This is a genomic window from Porcincola intestinalis, from assembly GCF_009696445.1.
Lineage (GTDB): Bacteria > Bacillota > Clostridia > Lachnospirales > Lachnospiraceae > Porcincola > Porcincola intestinalis.
Genome location: NZ_VULZ01000014.1, coordinates 1 through 17,902 on the forward strand (window position 1 = coordinate 1; position 17,902 = coordinate 17,902).

19 protein-coding genes and 3 pseudogenes are annotated in these 17,902 nt (G+C 45.3%); 6 read left to right on the top strand and 16 right to left on the bottom strand.

What is annotated here, in order from left to right:
• From FYJ35_RS11690 to FYJ35_RS11720, 7 genes and pseudogenes are all read right to left on the bottom strand, one after another.
• Positions 1 to 199, bottom strand: a 199-nt coding sequence (locus tag FYJ35_RS11690) for an AAA family ATPase (protein ID WP_154521300.1), incomplete at its 3' end; no start/stop codon positions are given.
• Positions 199 to 1,494 (bottom strand): AAA family ATPase, encoded by a 1,296-nt coding sequence (locus tag FYJ35_RS11695; protein ID WP_154526749.1) that lies wholly within the window; start codon positions 1,492 to 1,494, stop codon positions 199 to 201. The genes FYJ35_RS11695 and FYJ35_RS11690, both read right to left, overlap by 1 nt.
• Positions 1,475 to 2,314 (bottom strand): annotated as a pseudogene (locus FYJ35_RS11700) (DNA-methyltransferase). The gene FYJ35_RS11695 and the pseudogene FYJ35_RS11700 overlap by 20 nt, the downstream one beginning before the upstream one ends.
• A 1-nt stretch (position 2,315) precedes the next feature.
• Positions 2,316 to 2,555 (bottom strand): hypothetical protein, encoded by a 240-nt coding sequence (locus tag FYJ35_RS11705; protein WP_154526751.1) that lies wholly within the window; start codon positions 2,553 to 2,555, stop codon positions 2,316 to 2,318.
• Between the two features lie 1,026 nt (positions 2,556 to 3,581).
• Positions 3,582 to 4,373 (bottom strand): hypothetical protein, encoded by a 792-nt coding sequence (locus FYJ35_RS11710; protein WP_154526753.1) that lies wholly within the window; start codon positions 4,371 to 4,373, stop codon positions 3,582 to 3,584.
• A gap of 37 nt (positions 4,374 to 4,410) precedes the next feature.
• Positions 4,411 to 4,572: a hypothetical protein gene (locus FYJ35_RS11715; protein ID WP_154526755.1), complete on the bottom strand. Its 162-nt coding sequence runs from the start codon at positions 4,570 to 4,572 to the stop codon at positions 4,411 to 4,413.
• On the bottom strand, positions 4,569 to 4,835 hold the full coding sequence (locus tag FYJ35_RS11720; protein ID WP_154526757.1) for a hypothetical protein: 267 nt from the start codon (positions 4,833 to 4,835) through the stop codon (positions 4,569 to 4,571). Before FYJ35_RS11720 ends, FYJ35_RS11715 begins: the two co-directional genes overlap by 4 nt.
• A 159-nt stretch (positions 4,836 to 4,994) precedes the next feature.
• On the opposite strand from FYJ35_RS11720, the gene FYJ35_RS11725 reads away from it, so the two are divergent.
• The 4 genes and pseudogenes from FYJ35_RS11725 to FYJ35_RS11740 form a co-directional block, all read left to right on the top strand.
• On the top strand, positions 4,995 to 5,612 hold the full coding sequence (locus FYJ35_RS11725; RefSeq protein ID WP_205839823.1) for a LexA family protein: 618 nt from the start codon (positions 4,995 to 4,997) through the stop codon (positions 5,610 to 5,612).
• 12 nt (positions 5,613 to 5,624) lie between these two features.
• Positions 5,625 to 6,242: a hypothetical protein gene (locus tag FYJ35_RS11730; protein WP_154526761.1), complete on the top strand. Its 618-nt coding sequence runs from the start codon at positions 5,625 to 5,627 to the stop codon at positions 6,240 to 6,242.
• 186 nt (positions 6,243 to 6,428) lie between these two features.
• A complete protein-coding gene (locus FYJ35_RS11735) occupies positions 6,429 to 8,000 on the top strand; it encodes a recombinase family protein (protein ID WP_154526763.1) in 1,572 nt (523 codons plus the stop codon).
• A 16-nt stretch (positions 8,001 to 8,016) separates the two neighbouring features.
• A pseudogene (locus FYJ35_RS11740) lies at positions 8,017 to 8,103 on the top strand (ATPase, T2SS/T4P/T4SS family); the annotation flags it as partial.
• Here FYJ35_RS11740 and FYJ35_RS11745 read toward each other — a convergent pair.
• Genes FYJ35_RS11745 through FYJ35_RS11760 form a run of 4 tightly spaced genes read right to left on the bottom strand, consistent with a single transcriptional unit; the run spans position 8,084 to position 10,840 of the window.
• Positions 8,084 to 9,727, bottom strand: coding sequence for a recombinase family protein (locus FYJ35_RS11745; protein ID WP_154526765.1), 1,644 nt, complete (start codon positions 9,725 to 9,727; stop codon positions 8,084 to 8,086). The pseudogene FYJ35_RS11740 and the gene FYJ35_RS11745 overlap by 20 nt on opposite strands.
• A gap of 12 nt (positions 9,728 to 9,739) precedes the next feature.
• Entirely contained in the window at positions 9,740 to 10,417 is a 678-nt protein-coding gene (locus FYJ35_RS11750; RefSeq protein ID WP_154526767.1) for a recombinase family protein, read from the bottom strand.
• Between the two features lie 13 nt (positions 10,418 to 10,430).
• Positions 10,431 to 10,592: a hypothetical protein gene (locus FYJ35_RS11755; RefSeq protein WP_154526769.1), complete on the bottom strand. Its 162-nt coding sequence runs from the start codon at positions 10,590 to 10,592 to the stop codon at positions 10,431 to 10,433.
• A complete protein-coding gene (locus tag FYJ35_RS11760) occupies positions 10,589 to 10,840 on the bottom strand; it encodes a helix-turn-helix domain-containing protein (RefSeq protein WP_154526771.1) in 252 nt (83 codons plus the stop codon). Before FYJ35_RS11760 ends, FYJ35_RS11755 begins: the two co-directional genes overlap by 4 nt.
• 196 nt (positions 10,841 to 11,036) lie before the next feature.
• On the opposite strand from FYJ35_RS11760, the gene FYJ35_RS11765 reads away from it, so the two are divergent.
• Entirely contained in the window at positions 11,037 to 11,660 is a 624-nt protein-coding gene (locus FYJ35_RS11765; RefSeq protein WP_205839824.1) for a helix-turn-helix domain-containing protein, read from the top strand.
• 80 nt (positions 11,661 to 11,740) lie between these two features.
• Here FYJ35_RS11765 and FYJ35_RS11770 read toward each other — a convergent pair whose 3' ends face one another.
• A complete protein-coding gene (locus FYJ35_RS11770; protein ID WP_154526775.1) occupies positions 11,741 to 12,325 on the bottom strand; it encodes a recombinase family protein in 585 nt (194 codons plus the stop codon).
• 145 nt (positions 12,326 to 12,470) lie between these two features.
• The gene (locus FYJ35_RS11775; RefSeq protein WP_328597084.1) at positions 12,471 to 13,511 is read right to left on the bottom strand and encodes a restriction endonuclease subunit S; all 1,041 of its coding nucleotides are present in this window, start codon (positions 13,509 to 13,511) and stop codon (positions 12,471 to 12,473) included.
• On the opposite strand from FYJ35_RS11775, the pseudogene FYJ35_RS11780 reads away from it, so the two are divergent.
• Positions 13,503 to 13,610, top strand: a pseudogene (locus FYJ35_RS11780) (helix-turn-helix domain-containing protein); the annotation flags it as partial. The gene FYJ35_RS11775 and the pseudogene FYJ35_RS11780 overlap by 9 nt on opposite strands.
• 80 nt (positions 13,611 to 13,690) lie before the next feature.
• On the opposite strand, the gene FYJ35_RS11785 reads toward FYJ35_RS11780, so the two are convergent.
• The 3 genes from FYJ35_RS11785 to FYJ35_RS11805 form a co-directional block, all read right to left on the bottom strand.
• Positions 13,691 to 14,911 (bottom strand): MFS transporter, encoded by a 1,221-nt coding sequence (locus FYJ35_RS11785; RefSeq protein WP_002584949.1) that lies wholly within the window; start codon positions 14,909 to 14,911, stop codon positions 13,691 to 13,693.
• A 1,004-nt stretch (positions 14,912 to 15,915) separates the two neighbouring features.
• A complete protein-coding gene (locus FYJ35_RS11800) occupies positions 15,916 to 16,410 on the bottom strand; it encodes a restriction endonuclease subunit S domain-containing protein (RefSeq protein ID WP_154526779.1) in 495 nt (164 codons plus the stop codon).
• Positions 16,411 to 16,412: 2 nt separating this feature from the next.
• Entirely contained in the window at positions 16,413 to 17,897 is a 1,485-nt protein-coding gene (locus FYJ35_RS11805; protein ID WP_154526781.1) for a type I restriction-modification system subunit M, read from the bottom strand.
• Positions 17,898 to 17,902: the final 5 nt, after the last annotated feature.

Genomic DNA, 17,902 nt, shown 5'->3' on the forward strand with positions numbered 1-17,902 from the left:
CATAATCGATCTCTTCAAATAGCATTGTCCAGCTGGAAGGCGCGGGAAGCCGCGCCACATCCATCATGTTCGTGCTGCCCTCAGTATCGATAAATACCGGATCGGGAAATTTAGAAGCCAGTGTTGATTTCCCGATCCCTTCCGGACCGTAAATGACAACTTTTGTCGCCTTGTGGATAACGCCTCGTGTTATCTCCATTAAAACTCTCCTTCCTTCCACGCTGATGACGGCGCTTTCGCGGTTTTCAGCGTGGTTGATTCACTATATCCATCGGTGATGATGATGCTGCATTCATCACCGTTGCTCACTCTGGTGGCAATACACTGCAGGTTCTCTTTTTCCAGCCATTCACCGAACTCGGCAAGCGTATTTCTGTCCATCTGTTCCAGCTTGTCAAGCAGAACAAAACCGCATTCAGGATTCAATTCCCGTACAATTGCAGTCGCAACCTTCAGCTGATCTGATCCGCTCATGCAATCCCATGGATGACCGTTGTACAGCAGTTTCCCATCCTCAACAGTCAGCCCCGGAAGTGGAAGCTTTGCCCCATCAAACAGCTGATTTTTCTGTTTGCGGACTTTGTCGAGTTGAGCTGTCAGCTTGTTGTACTGATCAACATACTGTTTTGCATCCTCTTCAGCTTTGTCTTTGTCGAGATTCGCCCGGACTTTCCGGTTCGTCTCGTCGATTTGTGCGATGTTTTCTTCAAGCTCCGCAGTTGACTCGTCCTGAAGCTGAGCGACCGTCTTTTCGGCAATCTGTTCATTTTCAACATAGGTTTCGTATTGCGCCTCCATGGCTTCCAGCTTTTCGCGGAGATCTGCAATCTGCATCTCAAGGCGGCGTTTTCCCGCCTTTATATGTTCCAGATTGTCACGTTTCCGCTGATTTTCGCCGTTTCTGGCGAGAATTTCCTGCTGCTGCCTGATCAGCTCCGACGCTGACACTGGTGCCTGCGGAACGTCCGGATAATATGTCTGCTCCTCCGCATATTTCTTCTTCTGGTCCGCGATCCTGCCGATTGCCGTTCGTTCTTGATAAATTTCCTCTTCTTGTTTTTCCAGTGCGGTAAGCTTTTCCTTTACCCCAATGATATTAAGAAGGGTATTAGCTTTTTCGCTGTCACTGGCCTGCATGAATTTCGGAAGATCGAGTGCCAGCTTCGAGATAAAGCTGTCAAGAATCTGCTGCCCGGCACGGCCTCCGGTCGGGTCAGTCACTTTCAGATCAGAATTCTTGCCCTTTCGCTCTACAACAAGGCCGTTGCTGAGCACCACATGGAGATACGGATCAGATACAGATCCTTCCCGATGCGGCTGTGATGGACGGAAGTAATTGCCTCCGAGCGCCCACGCAATCGCATCCAATACAGAAGTTTTGCCCTGGTTATTGTTTCCGCCGATGATTGTCAGCCCTGTCGTTGAAGGTGTCATCTGCACGGCTTTTACCCGTTTAATGTTCTCGATCTCAAGTTCATTGATTTTCACTGCCATCCTGTGTCCCTCCTTTATCTTTCAGCAGCATTTCATCGACTGCGCGTCTGTAAAATGTCTTGCTGATTTCGAATCCATAGAAATTTCTTCCCAGTTCCTGACACGCTCTAGCTGTTGTTCCGGAACCGAATCACGGATCAATCACAACGTCTCCCGGGTCAGTGAATATCTGCACAAGCTGTTTTATGAGTGAAACAGGCTTTTGCGCCGGATGAATCTTCGGGATGTCTTTTGGATCCCGTTCCCATTTGAACCAGTTAAATATCATGTGCCCGGTTCTGCGGATGTTTTTTCCGTTCTCGTCCACCTTCAGCCCGTTTCTGAACTTAGGAAGCCTGTCACGGTAGAACAGCAGCGCATATTCAGTCGCTCCGACAACCCGCATATTCGCCTTCAGAACTTGCGGACTGTAATTCTTCACGAACACAAGCGGGATGTAGTGGATGAATCCATGTTTTGCGGCTGCATTGATGAGTGTCTGAAACCGCTCAAAGGAGCAAAACACAATCATGCATGGGCTGTCTGATGATCTTCCTCTTGCGCATGGTCTCGTGTCGTCCTTCTTCATCAGCTGCGAACAAAAATGGAAGTATTCATACAGGTTAAAATTGAAGTCGCTTGTGAATCCCGGTCTTCCAGCGAATTTAGACTCCCCATTCTTGTTGTCCCCGCCCTTGTACCACATGGGGTTGGAACCATAGAAGTTTGTCCCGACGTTGTACGGAACATCCGCGATGATGAGCTGGGCCTTGTGGATCGGGTAGCCTTTCCAGTTCTGCATGGAGTCGTTATATAACTCACATTTCAATCGTCTCTGCATTTCATGCGCCTACCTTTGTGTCGGCCCATCTGGTCAGGCCGTACCGGTCGCTGATTGTCGTTGCCGTATAGTAATGTTTTTCGCGGATCAGCGATGACAGCGCCCTGCAGTTAAGCATGTAAAACGCGATCGCGATGATCGCAGTCACGCCCATGCCAGGCTGACTTTCCGGCTTTACCAGTGCCAGGAATCCCGCCGCTATACCGGCGGACAAAGCCTTAATGATGATCTTTCTTCTCATTTCTTTCCCCTCCTGTGATTTGAATCGCGAGCTGGCATTCGCCATCCCGCCAGTTACGGTTTAAGCAATGCCTTCGTGCGGCTGCATAGCTCATATGCTCCTTGCGGACGACATCCCCATTCCGGATTGTGATTAACGCTACTCGACACATTTCTTCGCCCTTTCATGCCGCCGCATCGCTCCGCGACGCTTTGCCCCTGCGACCAATACGCTGCTAAACTTTTCTTTAGCTGATCGTTGCTCTTCACAGCTTATCTATGGCCAGTCCAGGCACAGCATCGCTACGGCGCTGCTAGACTTCTCTTCGCAAATCATCGCCTAAACTTTTCCAGTCTTTGCCTTGGCATCACTCATCTTTGCAACCTTGGCTCTTGCGAATCCACATAATGCATTGCTTGTGCGGATCTTCGCATTGCTTCGCTTTGGCGTTACATAACAATGAATCTCTATTCATCTCTATTCTTTTGCTTTTCCCAACAATGCCCCGCATAGCTATTGCTGTGCCACATATCTCGTCGCTTTGCCAGCTGCGTAGCCTGTCAGCGCTTTACTATCGCTTCTCCGATCGATGTGACGCGTTGCTTCTGCTTCTCTCTGCCTCACCATGCGCCTCTGTTACTCTGCGTGTTAGCGTGTGTTAGTGCGTGTTAGCGCGTGTTAGTGCGTGTTGCTTCCGCGCGACGTTTCTATGCCTTTCCTTCGCCTTGCAATCTAAACACTACCTTGCCTGCGCATTTCCACTCTTTTCTTATGGCGCGCTACGCTATGCTCTTCTTCTGCGTTGCCTGTGTTCGCTTTGCGTCGCCATCGCAGTGCATCGCTTCACTCTTCTTCTGCGATGCCTATGATCGCTGTGCGTCGCCCTCGCCGTCCAATGCAGAGCAATGCTTTTTCAGTGCGAAACGAAACTATTGCTTATCATAGCTAATCTATTCTGATGCTATTCTTGGCCATTCCTTGCTTTTGCAACTTAACGCTTCGACATGCCGTAGCCATTCAATGCTTTTCTCTTCCACATCGTTGCCATTACTCTTCCGGGTCCACATAGTCCCAGATGAATGATCCTTTGCAACTATTCCGCCAACCGCCGATGCCGTTGTCGTAACCGTAGTCCAGCCATTCCTCGATCATCCCGCGGCTTCCTTCTCCCAGAAGGCTTACGATGTCGAACTCCACCCATGCTCCCGGTGCGATGCTTTCGCTGTCGCTGATTGCCACTCTGTCGCCCTGCGGAGTCGATGCCCGCAGCGGCCGCTGACAGTCACCGATCGGCTTGTTCGTGTGAATTACGATCTCGCGAACCGTCTTATCTTCAACAGTGCCGTTTGTGATCGCGTCCTTGCTCTTCTGGACGTCGGAATACACCTGGATCAGCGTGTCTATCTTGCCCTTATAGGCCGTGAACTTTTTCGCGGTCGTCTCGCTCTCCGGAATCTGCCGGCAGGCCCCGCAGGCGCTTTTGAAGAACCCACGGATCTGGTAGTCGAACAGGATCGGCTCACCGTTATCATTACGTGGGAAGAACGTCTTCCCCTTCGTGATTTCTTCTTCAGCGTTCAGGTTCTTTATGTCTTCCAATTCTTGATTCACCAGCGCATCGCGCTGCTCATCGGTCAGCCCTTCCCTTATGTATTTCTGGCTGGCCTTCTGCTTCTTCTTGATTTTCCCGGCAACGTAGGTTCCGTGGATGTCCTCGTTTCCGGAGGCCGTTCCCAGAAGCTCATTCATGAATGTGAGCCGGACATGCATCACCAGCGCGTCCTTCCGGAGCCTCTCGCCTCTGGTTCTTCTCTTATTCAGTTCTGCTGCTGTTGCCATTTGTGTTTCCCTCCTGTGTTGTGTTTACTTTAGTGTTTCAGGCGACCGGCCTTGCTTCCGCTTCCTGCTTCAGCACCCACATGCCCTGCTCAGTTTGTTTTCTTTTGGCAAGCTGATCGAGACATGCCTGCGTGAATCGCTGCCGGTATCCTTCGGTGAATGTCACGACGACATTGATTTCCGTCTCTTTTCGCTTCATGCTTCCGGCCCTCCTGACAAATCGCTATCTGTATCCGAAGTGTCTAATTTAGACACTTCTGGGCTAAAAAAAATGAGTACAATCTTCTCAGGATTAAGGTGATAACGGACACTTATCATTGTTATTTCTTTCTTTGTGAACTCGGTTCCGCTTTCATTAAGCTTCTGAGAGAAGGTACTGCGTGCGATTCCCAGATAATCGGCCAGAGATTGTCCTGTGTCATGATGAAGCTTCATTTCAGCTTCAAGGATTTCTTTCCGCACTGTTTTTTCACCTCCTTTTTTGTGTCTTCTTAAGACACCACAATAATATCCTTTAGTGTCTGTTCTGTCAACTACTATTTTGAAATTTAAGACACTTTTTATTGATATGCGCACAAACAAGGTATATTATCAATGTATAAACAACAGGAGGGCGCACTTATGGGGATGGCTGAGCGAATAAAAGAACGGCGTAAAATAATGGGATATACGCAAGAGGAATTGGCGGACAAATTAGGGCTGCAAAAATCAGCAATTGCTAAATATGAAAACGGAAGAGTTGAGAATATCAAGCGTTCAGTAATTGAAAGAATGGCGAATGTTCTTGAATGCTCACCAACATATCTTATGGGGTGGGGTGACTCTTCTCATATCATTCAAGCCCCACTGGGTAATAATCGGATCCCTGTTTATTCTGCGGCCGGAGCCGGGAAACCGCATTTGGCAACTGATGATATTCTTTATTTCATTGACTATAGCGGCGATCCTAACGGTGTAATTGCCGTGGTAATAGATGGAGACAGTATGACTCCTACCATTCCTAATGGCTCGGTTGTTGTAGCTGACCGTAACTTGTCTGTAGAATCTGGAGATGTTGTGATAGCAGTAATTAACTCCGACAATGAAGCTCTTTGTAAGCGTCTCAAAAAATACGATGACGGCATCGCCCTTGTATCTGATAACCCGGATTATCCGCCGTGGTACTTCTCGGCTGATGAGGTGCAAACGCTTCCGATCAGGATTGTCGGAAAATGTACAGAAGTACGGAAGAAGTTATAGGAGGGATCCACTATGAAAAAACATGCAATCGTAACAATGACTCTGGCGATCGCATTAGCAATGCCGGCAATCACGTCCGCAGGTCCGATGTCAGATTTTGCAGCGGAATCTTCAGAAAAAGAGTATACCTTCCGGGGGATCCCGTGGGGTTCTTCATTAGAACAGGTAAAAAATTCTGATTTTCTATTACAGTATTCAGACTATGTTTATGATTCTGAGAACAATGACATTGCTGTTCAAGATGTAAAGGTTGCCGGGAAGACGGCTGGTGTAATTCTCTATTTCGGATACAAAGGGTTATATTCCGCAGGGTATGTATTCGATAAAGAAGAAGGCGGAATATCTGACGATTATCAGACCTTCTTGGATGTTGAGAAGTCACTCAAGAAAAAATATGGAGACCCAGACGAAAAAAAAGACGATTTTGCTGCGGATGTCATAAAAAACACGCCATCGATGTATGCTCTTTCAATTTCTATGGGAAAAGCTGTTTTTCTTAGAAAATGGATAGGAGAGGACACAGAGTTATGGCTTGCGACATCTGGCTCTAATGGAACGATTACAAACATACTTATCTATCAGTCAAATACTCTTTCTCCGGTAGAAACAGAAATTGACGATGGATTATAAACCGCTATTCCCGTTTATTATACCCGTTTTTGCATGAAATATGCAAATATCTGGAATAATATCGCGTAGAAACTGCATTATAAAAGCCGCCCGGTGCTGCAACACCAGACGGCAAAGGTCATTGTACCCCGACGCATTATACGGGCAACCTCTGACCTTTTTCATTATATCACAGGAGGTGGTTCTGTGCGCTTCTTCTGCTATGGACGTAAATCTGTATTCTCTGACAAATCTGATTCTGTTGATAATCAGCTACGCATGTGTCTGGATTACTGCGAATCGAAGTTTCATGGACAGATCGACAGCTGGGAGTGCTTCTCCGATGAAGATTTTACCGGGGCCAATACTGATCGACCGCAGCTGCAACTTATGTTTTCCAGAATTCGTGAAAACGCTGCTGATGCCCTTGTTGTTTACCAGCTGGACCGGCTGTCCAGGAATGTCCGCGATTTCTCTAACATGTATGCAATGCTAGAAGAGCATGGAGTCATGTTCATTTCGATCAAGGAAACAATTGATACAACAACGCCAATTGGCCGGGCGATGATGTTTGTTACCGCCGTCTTTGCTCAGATGGAAAGAGAAACAATTGCGGAGCGCGTCTCGGACAATATGCTGGGGCTTGCGCGAAAAGGATATTGGACCGGTGGGAATCCTCCAGTAGGATATATCCGCAAAAGCATTGTTGAGCACGGAAGAAAGCATGTAACCATCATTCCTGATCCTGACGGCGTTGACTATGTCAATCGTATATTTGACACATTTATTTCATCTAACCGAAGTCTACAGGGGATGGAAACGCAGTTCAAAAATTCTGGCATCAAAACTCTGTCGGGTAAATTCTTCTCGTCTACGCAGCTCTACAAGATTCTTACCATGCCATTCTGTGTAGAAGCTACTCCGGAAGTATACGACTACTATGCAAACAAAGGATGCATCATGGATCCAGATTCCCCGCGCGAAAAATGGGATGGTTCTGTGGGCGTTATGGTTTACGGGCGGACAACTGGAAAAAACAAGAAGCATCAGCTTCAGCCTCCAGAAAAATGGACCGTTTGCTTGGGGCACCAGGAGCCATTCATGAAGGCCGATAAATGGCTGCTTGTTCAATCTCGATTCTCTGAGCATAAATGTATCAAAGATGCTAAATGGCCGGTCCCGCTGATGAAGGGCGTATTACGTTGCAAATGTGGGTCATTGATGTCGGTATCAAGAAAGAAACGAGTCGATGGCTCATGCTCTTCTTGGTATTACTGCCGCAAAAGGATGCGTCAGGGGGTCAGCTATTGTGATATGGGACAGACGGCGTGTGACAAGCTCGACAGCCGATTGATTAGCATCTTTCGGGACATTGCAGCCGATCCGAAGCTGATAAATCAGTATCTTCAGAAAACCGAGGACAAACCGCTTCGCGATCCAAAAGCGATTCTCTCCTCAATTACATCCTGCGACGGCAAGATCGGACGGTTGACTGCATCTCTTGCTCTGGCTGAATCATCTTCTATATCAAAATACATCATTGCGGAGATAAAGCATCTCGATTCAGAGAAAAGCAGATTGCAAAAAGAACTTACGGATATAGAACACGAATCAAAGCGCAAAATGGCACGCGAAAAAGATTCTCTTAAAGCTATTGCGGAAATATCCAGGTTAATATCAGGGCTAGATGGATTTAACGACAAAGAACGCAACGAGATCGTTCGCTCTGTAGTGAAGACTTGTACATGGGATGGCGTGAATCTTTTTATTACGCTTTAATCCTCACTTTTTTGTTATGCGTCCGAATCGGATTATAGTAGGGGAAGTCCGAGGCGCTGAAACCATCGATATGCTTCAGAGTTTCAACACCGGCCATGTTGGATATCCCTCTTAACTACATGATTTCCAGCTGAGTTTTCTTTCCCATAGGTTGTGTTGCAAAGAATCACATGTCCAGACTTCAGCAGAATTTTCATATCGTTAGTCGGCAATATATCGATATGATCGATATAGTTTACAATTCTTTCCCGATCCATCGTCTGAAAATTCCTGAGATTGGCGATGGCGGCCCTAATACCCGCCATTTTAGCTGTCACATAGGAATCATCCAGTTTTATTTCTTCTTTAACACGGATCTGTTCCGACAACTTGTCAATCTCATCTGTAATTTCATTGATTCTTGCAAGGACTCTGGCTTTTGCAGGTCCTGTTAGCACATCTTCAGAAAGTGTGTCAAGCAGCTTGGATATCTGCTTTTCACGAGCAGTTTTCTGCTTTTTCAGGTCGTCCGTGTCGCCCTCTTTTTGGGATGACTCAACACACTCCAGAAGGACCTTTTCAAGTGTTGAAAAGACAATGTCCTGCTGATCCATAATCCTTTTTAGAGACTCTTTTACTATTCCATCCAAGTCTTCTTCAAATACGCGGTTAATATTGCTCGTGCAATTCGAATGGTTCCCGACTCTATAGATTGGAATAGTTTTATTTCTGTCAGCATATCCAAAGCGGAATGGCTTGCCACAAACACCGCAAAAAATTTTACCGGCATACTTGTGCGTTCCCTGAAAGTATGTCTGTATAGTTTTCTTGTCTGGCTTTGTGTAGATAGTCAACCGAGCATGGTAAACCCTCTGCGCAAGTGCAAACAGCTCTGGGTCTACTATCTGAAGGTCTGGTCTTTCTACAAGCACCCACTTTTCTTTAGGGAGTTTGACGCGCTTTGATTTCACTCTCCCCATTCCAAGTTTCGTAGTGCGTTTGTTGATATAGAATTTCCCAATATAGCGTTCATCCCGCAGGATATTAAGAACGCTCCGGTTGCACAGTGTAATGCCCTCAGCGTTCAATTCTCTCGTTATCTGCGCTGGGAAGCGATTATAGTACACGTATTCCTCGTAAATCCTGCGTACAGTTTTCGCCTGCTCTTCATTGATAGTTATTGATTTACTGTCACGATGCCAGTCATACCCAAAAGCACAGTCCTTGGCAGAGAGTTCTTTGCGCTCACACCTGAGTTCCTGAACTTTTCTTCCGTTGATACTCTGCTGTTTTACATACTGTGCGTCAATGGCATACTTAATACTATGGAGAAGATCAGAGTTCATATCCTCAAAGTCATGAACCTGACCATCTTCAAGCGTAAGAACCGTTGTATTGTACTCGATAAGAATGCTTGTGAGCTGAAGTGAGTTTAACTGATCACGGTTCAGCCTGGAAAGGGCTTTCGTGATAATTAAGTCAACACCGCCGGTTTCAATTTTCTCTACCATTTCATTGTATTGAGGCCTATTGAAATCATTCTTTCCCGAGATACCATCATCAACATATACATTCATCAGATAAATGTTGGGGTGGCTTTCGATATACTTTTTTGCCAAATCTACCTGATTGGCACACGATTCTTTCTGTCCATCAGTGTCTGTCGACACTCTCGCATAAATGACTGCTTTTACGCTTTCCGTATTAGTATCATTTATTCTTTTCTTTATCTCTTCCGCATAATTCATGTTCCATACCTCTTAACAGAACTCTAGATAACCGTCTTGCAAAGAATAGATATCTAACTCGAGCGCTTCTCTGATCCTGCAGAAATTCGAAGTTCTCCAATGGATATCGTTTAGGTTCTGCACCAGTAACAAATCGTATTTATCTCTATTGGCAATCAGTTTCTGAAGTTCATGCTGTTCGCCATCCCTTTGGTGAAGCGTCATATCCGAAAACTGATCTGTTATCTTCCAGTCAGTTTTTTTCTCGGTAAAGGCTTTGAAAATATCCTGCCTGAGTTGGAATACTTCTTCCATTTCCTTCGGTGTTGCGAGGTGGCAAGTATATGTGGCAACCTTCAAGCTCTTATTAAAAGGTGCCGTACTCCAGACAAAACTCCCATTATCCGGTGTATGTACTTCAAGGCCTTTATCTCGAAGCTGTTTCAATATCGACATGCTCTTCATCGTGTTTTTCGAGATATGGTAAAAATCCTTAGCGATCAATGCATCAAACTGATTGCACTCTGACATAAAGCGATCGAACTCGGTCCGTTGATAACGGAACAGGCTCTTGTCACAGAAGACTTCTGCAACCTCAAATCCTCTGGACTTTGCAAACTCTGTAAGTCTGAAAATTTGTTTTTGATTTACTATCGGTCTCTTCTGAGATCCGTCTGTAAAATGATAGATTGCTGCTTTCTTCTGTGACATTTGCGCCTCTTAATCAAGCTGTTGCTCGGTATTCCGCTTTCTCCGGAGCATTGATGTTTCCAATAGTTGCTATCTTTTGAACTGCTCTGTTATAGATATCCTCATCAATTACTTTGCTGTTCAAAAGATCATTGAGAAAAAGAATCTCAAGTGAAAATGCTGTCGTGCCGTTCATTCTGATCCCCCCTTTTTCATATCAATACGGGTGGATTCAGAAGCCGATGAAAGGTCCTTGCTCTCCGGAAACATGAAGGCCGTCAAATTCCTCTTTGGGATTCTGTATGCGTTACCAACGCGTATGGATTTGATCTCACCTGTGTCCAGTAGCTTATAGACTGTGCTTCGACTGATATGAAGAATCTCCATGATATCTTTTGGGAGAAGGACTTCTTCATAATCTGATAACTGCTTACCCGTATTCATGTGCTTCCTCCTGTGCTTAATGCGCACTTTTTTGTGCTCATTTGTACTATAGCACCATGTCCGTTCTCATGCAAGCACTTTTTTGTGCTTTTTATTATGAAAACTAATTAGGAGTCTTTATTTGTACTTTAAGGCTGTGATAATATGAATGTATTGAAATTTACGCACATTTATGTGCTTATCTGGAGGGAATCGAATGCATATTCAGAATCCAACAGCTCAGGAAGATCTATTGGACTTTTATGATAGGACCGCCGCCGAACGCGTAGGCAGAAGGATCCGTGAAATAAGAATGGCTGTAGGACTATCGCAAACGGAATTGGGAGAAAAAATTGGTCTTTCAGCAGATCGAGTACGAAAATATGAAAACGGTGCTAGAAAGCCAAAATCTGATCTAATAAAAAAGATTGCTGATGTTCTCGGAGTAGAACCTATCGCCTTTGTAGATCCGGTTACGGTTAATACCGTTGGAGATATGTACGCATTCTTTGAAATGGAGAAATTGTTCGGCTTAAAGGTTAAGCGTGAGGGTGGGAAGCTTTCTCTTACTTTCGGGGATGGCTTTACCGGTTCGATGAACGATTTTCTAGATAAATGGGAAAAAGAACTCAGCACTTATAAGGAAGAGTTAAGCTCTGCAACTTCAGATGAAGAAAAGTCCCAAGCTACACAAAGATACAATATGTGGAAGTGGACATTTCCAAAGTGTATTTATCATAAGATAAATCTGGAATCGAAAGAACAGAAAAAGGCCAGGCTAGAAGAACAGATTAAGCAGCTATCGCAGGAATTATCCGACTTGAACAATGATGGCAACTAATTCATCGGCAACAATTCTCTCTAATAGTTAATAACAAGGTCTGAGGATATTGATAGATTCCTCAGACCTTTTCTCCCTTTTCAAGATGTCTTTGTAGCGTACGCCTTGTAGCGCATCAAGGTCCTCGGACTGACACCAGTCAGCTCTGCCACCTCAGAGTAGCTATGGTTCTTCAGGAGATCCAGAGCCTGTTGTTTTTGTCTCTTGTTTAACGCCTGCGGTCGTCCTTCCTTAAATCCTGGCTTCTGCCTTGCTATTGCTTTTCCCGCCTGTGTTCTTTCTACAATCATATCCTTCTCAAATTCTGCGAAAGCCAGCATTACAGTTCGAATAAGTTTGCCGTTTGGTGTGTTATTCAATTTCCCCATATTGAGAATATCCACAGAAATACCTTTGGTGAGGAAATCATCAACGATCTGTATTCCCTGAGACGCGCTGCGTGCGATTCTATCAAGTTTTGTTACTACTAATGTATCGCCGCTTTTAAGAATCGATCTCAGTTCCTCGAACGAGGGTCTATCTAATGTCGCTCCGGTAGCAGCGTCCTTATATATGTTGTTCTCCGGAACCCCTGCCTCAAGGAGATCATGTACTTGAACTTCTAGACCGTTGCCGGTCAGCTCCTGCTGTTTTGTACTAACTCTTGCATAGCCATAAAGCGCCATTTTTCTTCTCCCTAGTATTGTCACTAAGTTTTGTCGCATATTATAGTGTCATAATATTAAAGGTTTTGTCATGTGTCAATACTTATAAGTTATGTCAGTTCTTAATAATAATGAAGAGCAAGCAATCGCGTGCTTGCTCTCCTTGTCATTTATTGAGTTGTTCAATTTCTGGAAGGATTGTGTTCAGTTTCAGTATTATACGGCGTTGCTCCTGTTCCGGAGGTATAGGAATAGGCATATTTTGAAAGTCTTCAAATCTGAGACTATCGACTGTGGTTACTTGTTTTCGATATGTCTGAAGAATATACGTTTCCATACCTTTTAAGACAACATATATATACTCACATATATCTGGGTAGTATAACGAAAAGGCTTTTATATCTTGGTTTATAGTACTATTTGCCGTTAATATTGATACCGGTAACATTCGTTTCAATATCCCACTTCGTACTACCATAAGCATTGTATTTGGTGGATATAATCTCATTTCGGAAGCTGCATACTCGGAAATAAGCATTTGTGATATGGATAAATATTTATTCTTCATATCCTTCGATGTAATCCATGACACTCGCCCGTTCTGCCAATTTCTTACATCGCTCATAGATGGTGTTTTCCCACTACTAAATTCTCCCAGGTCCTTCAACCGTATCCATGTCCAGCTGTCTGGGATATCAAAAGGTTTTTCATCGTCTGTAATTTCCGCTAATGGTTTCTGCTTCTTGATCTTCCCTTCCTTGATCAGCTTCGCTTTCTCTTCTTGAATCTTCCGGAACAGCTCTTCTCCGGTTCCTTCTTCCGGACGCTGCTCGACCAGTTTGCCTTCCACAGCCATCTGCAAGATGGATTTGGTCATCTGATCTGGAAAATCAACGTTCAGCTTATCAAGTTTTTCAGAGACTGATTTATATTGCTTTACGAATGGCGCTAGCAACTCTAGTTTTTGAACAATACGAAATTGCTCTTGTAGTGGTGGAAGTGGTACCAACATGTTGCTAATACTACTATTATTTAATGTAAATCCCTTTACAGCTTTATTAGCATGTCCATATTGTGATAATTCTGGAAGCATATGAAACAAATAGTCCCGAAACGAATTATTAAAATCGATAAAGGGAAAAATGGAAATTATCGCTTCATTATGTACGCAATCCTCTCCAAGTATTGAAACCTTTCCAAGCTGAATTTTAGGAAGCTGTCAGTAGAAGAACGGAAGTGGCTGAAAAAGATTGCGGAAAAATCCGACTTGCTGAAGAATCCAAAACCGCAGAGAGGACGAAGATAAAAAATGCCTGAACGGCGGTTCTGGTTTTTCAGAACCACCATCCAGGCATTTTGTTTAGTAATAGAAAAAGGTGCAGTTGATTATTGCGTATTGTCAATCTCTCTCAAACCGGGTAGTAAAAATACGGCAAGCGCAACGATGATAATGCCAATTCCGCAAATGACAAACCATTTCTCAACTCCCAGCCGCTCCGCCAGAGGCCCGGAAATGACAAGGCCAAACGGCATGGCGAGGGAAGCGGCGCTTGTCAGTAGAGAAAAAACTCTCCCCAGATATTCTGGTTTGACCGTTTCTTGAAAAATCGCATTTTGCACACCGTAAAATGGAGCGGAAATTCCCATAACAGTACAGCACACAACAAAGACAAGAAATGCGTCTGGCGGCAAAAGCCCGGAGAGCATATTGCTAACGCCCATCAGGAGAACGGAAAGACCGATGGTGTACCGCCGTTTCTTAAAACCGCCCCAAATGCTCAGAATGACTCCGCCAAGCAGCATACCAACCGCAAAAGCAATTTCAGCGGCAGAGGCATGGGCCGGTGTTCCTTTGAAGTATGACATACAGATGAGAGGAAAAAGCGTACTGATTGGCATATAAAAGAACATATAAATTACACCAATCCAGAGCAGAGCAAAGAGGCCCCTGTTTTGCTTTAATACCACATACCCCTCTTTCATATCCTGTAAAAACTGTTGTCTTTTCGTTTCTGGACATAGTTCAGGCGTTGGTATGGACGAAATCGCAACAGTCACACAGGCAAGGATTGCACCCACAATATCTAACAATATAATTGCATTAAGAGGCCAAACAGCATATAAAAACGCTGCGGCAGCTGGACTGATAATCGCACTTACTGCTTGCATGGTCTGCGTGTAACCAGCGCATTTTGTAAGTTCCTCTTTTGGCACAATCATAGGTGTTGCTGCGCTGAATGCTGGAGAATGAAAAGCAGTTCCCGCACTTCGGATTAACAGGACAACCATAATAGACCATACGGGCAATTCCATGTAAAACGCCACCAGCGCCAGAATACCGCCAGCGGCGGCAATTATCAAATCCGCACCAATCATTACGCTTTTACGGCTGTGCCGGTCAACAAAAGCACCTGCAAACGGGCCTAAACAGGCTTGCGGCAAAAATCCAATCAGTGTTGCCGCCGTCAATATGATTGCAGAATTAGTTTTCGCAACCAAATAAAAGATAATGGCCATTTGCAAAATACCGCTGCTAATAAAGGATATTGCTTGTCCGGCAAGAAGTGTAAAATAAGTTTTTCTCCATGAATTGTTGTTTTGGGTCATAATGCGAACCTCCTTTTTTATTGCATTGTTCCTTTGTTTCTGCAATAAAAAGCAGGCGTTGTCCCACAGAGAGGGCAGACGCCTGCATAACAACAAAGCACGAAAAAACACCACGATACAGTTCAAAGACTGCTCGTGTCAAACCTACGTGTTCCTTTGCATACGCACGCAAAAAAAGCCCACCATCATGTGGAAAGGTACTTCTACTTTTTATTGCTTATTAGCGTACACAAATTAACACACGTAAGCCTCCTTCCAATCTCAAACTGTCGCACAGTATAACACACATCCGATAGACTTGTCAACCATTTTTAACCTTGTTTTCCATCTTGTTTTTCCATCTCTTACGGGCAGTAGCAAAGCCAGGCGAGCCAGTCAACGGTCAAGATGAACGGCGCTTTCAGCGCCGCCGTTGACAGTCTCGCCCGTCTTTGCTAATGGGTAATCAAGGCGGGAAAGCCATTTTAGGGCTTTCCCGCCCATTTCAATTTTGGGAGAAGAAAGGCCCCAAAATGAACGAGTGCGGCCAAACACTTTTAGGGATTGGCCACCTTGTCCACCCATCCAGCGGGGCGGCGGGGAACGGTCAAGGCCGGGCGTCAGCCCATTCATTTCAGCCTTGACGGTTTCCTGCCGTCCTGCTACTTTTCCCGGAGTGTGGCCACACATCTGGTCACGGTGTCCAGAGCTTTGGGACTTTTTGTCCCATAGGCCGGGGGCGGAGGACGAGGGACGGGGGCTTTCATAATACGCCCTGTCTGCTGCTGAAATCAGCCCTTTGTTTCCGGCTTACCAGCCCCAAACAAAGCCCTGCTTTCCTGCCGCGTCAAATGCCCTTGCCCTCCCCGGCGGCAACGGTATTTTCAGGGCAACGCCGACAGAGCGTATAACACACTACACTTTGCTCCGCAAAGTCGTGTGCCAAATGGGGCGCTGCCCCCTTTGGAAACCCCCGCAACAAACAGGTGCTATGCACCCAGCCGGGAGCATAGCGCCGTTTGTTGTCAGCAGCCCGTTTCACGGTCTGCGTGTAGTTCCTTGTAAACTGACCTAACGGAAAGTTTAAAACTCATTATTAACGTACCTTTAGGACTGATCAGGCTTCCAAACTTTTTTTCGAAAGCTCCTTGTGATATACCTTCTTTTGTCTTGACAACCACACCGCCGTCTATCATATCGGCAATCGAAACCCAAGGGATATCTCTTTTCCAGAAAGATAAGTCTTCTCGAGGTGGTGTTTTCCCCATCCTAAAACTAACTATTTCACCAAATCTTACCCACCGCCAACTCTCTGGGATGTCAAAGGGTTTTTCATCCTCATCTATTGCTCGAAGAGGCTTCTGTTTCTTAATCTTTCCCTCTTTGACAAGTTTGGATTTCTCTGCTTGAATCTGATGAAATAACCCTTCTCCCGTACCCTCTTCAGGTCTTTGCTCTACCAGCTTTCCTTCCATGGCAAGCTGCAGAATGGATGCCTTAAGCTGTTCTGCTGTCATCATGCTCAATCACCATCCTTTAGGTCGATGCCAAGGACATCTGTTATCTTTTCCAGAATCCGGTCAATATTCGCATTCAGGCTTGCCCGCTTCTCCTGGTATTCCTGAATCAATTCTTTTGGTGGAAGAATTTCTTCCTCCTCATGTGGATATCCGCAAAGATCAAGGTTATAACTACCCTCGGCTATTTCATCAGCTGTATAGCACTTTGCCTTGAAGCCATCTCCATCAACAATCTCAGTACGGTTTCCCCACCATTCACGGACTGGATCAAAGTGTTCGGTTCGCATCGGCTTAGTCTTGCTGAAATGCTTGTATCCTTCAGGTATATCCAGACGATAGAACCATGTCTGCTTTGTGCTGCCCGTATGATCGAAGAACAGGATGTTAGTCGTGATTGATGTATAAGGTGAAAACACGCTGCCAGGCATACGAATAATGGTATGCAGGTTGAACTCATTCATCAGCTTCTTCTTGATCGCAACCTTTGTATTATCTGTTCCGAAGAGAAAACCATCCGGAAGGATAACAGCAGCCCGACCATCCTGCCTCAGGCGATACATGATAACGCTCATAAACAAGTCAGCTGTCTCGGAGCTTGCCAGATCAGACGGGAAGTGATTCTTCACGTCATTTTTCTCGGCGCCTCCATATGGCGGATTCATCAGCACAACGTCGAACTGATCTTTCTCCGTATAGTCCAGAACATCCTTGAGCAGGCTGTTGTCGTGATATACACGAGGATTCTCAACGCCATGCAGGAGCATATTAGTAACGCAGAGCATATACGGAAACTGCTTCTTCTCAATACCGTAGATAGAATCATTCACAGCTTCCGCATCTTCTGTTGTCTTTATCTGCTTTTCAAGCTGCTTCAGCCAGCTGACAAGAAATCCTCCGGTCCCGCAAGCGAAGTCTGCACACTTTTCACCAATCTGCGGCTGGATCATCTCAGCCATGAAATCCGTCACTGCTCTTGGTGTATAGAACTCACCGGCTGATCCTGCGCTTTGCAACTCCTTCAGGATGCTCTCATAGATATCGCCAAACGCATGGCTCTCTTCATAATCCCCGAAGTCTACGCCATCGATAACATTCACAATCTGCCGTAAAAGTACGCCGTCCTTCATGTACTGGTTTGCGTCCTCAAAGGTAGACTTAACGATTGCTTTCCTGATATCCGTGCTGCTGTCTACATCCAGATTCTTGAGGGTTGGGAAGAGTGTATTGTTAACAAAATCAAGGAGATGATCTCCTGTCAGGGCAGTCCCTTTCCCATCATCAGCAGCCCAGCTGCGCCATCTGCAGTTCTCCGGAATGATCGACTGGTAATTCTCATCATCAAATTCCCAGTTCTCTTCCTGTGCGTCATATACTTTCAGGAACAGCAGCCATGCGATCTGCTCGATTCTCTGTGCATCGCCGTTGATTCCTGCATCATTGCGCATGATATCTCTGAGTCTTTTTACAAAACTTCCAAGGTCACTCATTTCCA

What these genes read in the sequence shown, in the direction of transcription:
- FYJ35_RS11705 (WP_154526751.1), bottom strand. Translation starts at nt 2,555, where the DNA reads ATGAGAAGAAAGATCATCATTAAGGCTTTGTCCGCCGGTATAGCGGCG.
- FYJ35_RS11710 (WP_154526753.1), bottom strand. Translation starts at nt 4,373, where the DNA reads ATGGCAACAGCAGCAGAACTGAATAAGAGAAGAACCAGAGGCGAGAGG.
- FYJ35_RS11805 (WP_154526781.1), bottom strand. Translation starts at nt 17,897, where the DNA reads ATGAGTGACCTTGGAAGTTTTGTAAAAAGACTCAGAGATATCATGCGC.
- FYJ35_RS11695 (WP_154526749.1), bottom strand. Translation starts at nt 1,494, where the DNA reads ATGGCAGTGAAAATCAATGAACTTGAGATCGAGAACATTAAACGGGTA.
- FYJ35_RS11715 (WP_154526755.1), bottom strand. Translation starts at nt 4,572, where the DNA reads ATGAAGCGAAAAGAGACGGAAATCAATGTCGTCGTGACATTCACCGAA.
- FYJ35_RS11755 (WP_154526769.1), bottom strand. Translation starts at nt 10,592, where the DNA reads ATGAACGGCACGACAGCATTTTCACTTGAGATTCTTTTTCTCAATGAT.
- FYJ35_RS11745 (WP_154526765.1), bottom strand. Translation starts at nt 9,727, where the DNA reads ATGAATTATGCGGAAGAGATAAAGAAAAGAATAAATGATACTAATACG.
- FYJ35_RS11750 (WP_154526767.1), bottom strand. Translation starts at nt 10,417, where the DNA reads ATGTCACAGAAGAAAGCAGCAATCTATCATTTTACAGACGGATCTCAG.
- FYJ35_RS11785 (WP_002584949.1), bottom strand. Translation starts at nt 14,911, where the DNA reads ATGACCCAAAACAACAATTCATGGAGAAAAACTTATTTTACACTTCTT.
- FYJ35_RS11725 (WP_205839823.1), top strand. Translation starts at nt 4,995, where the DNA reads ATGGGGATGGCTGAGCGAATAAAAGAACGGCGTAAAATAATGGGATAT.
- FYJ35_RS11760 (WP_154526771.1), bottom strand. Translation starts at nt 10,840, where the DNA reads ATGAATACGGGTAAGCAGTTATCAGATTATGAAGAAGTCCTTCTCCCA.
- FYJ35_RS11770 (WP_154526775.1), bottom strand. Translation starts at nt 12,325, where the DNA reads ATGGCGCTTTATGGCTATGCAAGAGTTAGTACAAAACAGCAGGAGCTG.
- FYJ35_RS11730 (WP_154526761.1), top strand. Translation starts at nt 5,625, where the DNA reads ATGAAAAAACATGCAATCGTAACAATGACTCTGGCGATCGCATTAGCA.
- FYJ35_RS11800 (WP_154526779.1), bottom strand. Translation starts at nt 16,410, where the DNA reads ATGATGACAGCAGAACAGCTTAAGGCATCCATTCTGCAGCTTGCCATG.
- FYJ35_RS11765 (WP_205839824.1), top strand. Translation starts at nt 11,037, where the DNA reads ATGCATATTCAGAATCCAACAGCTCAGGAAGATCTATTGGACTTTTAT.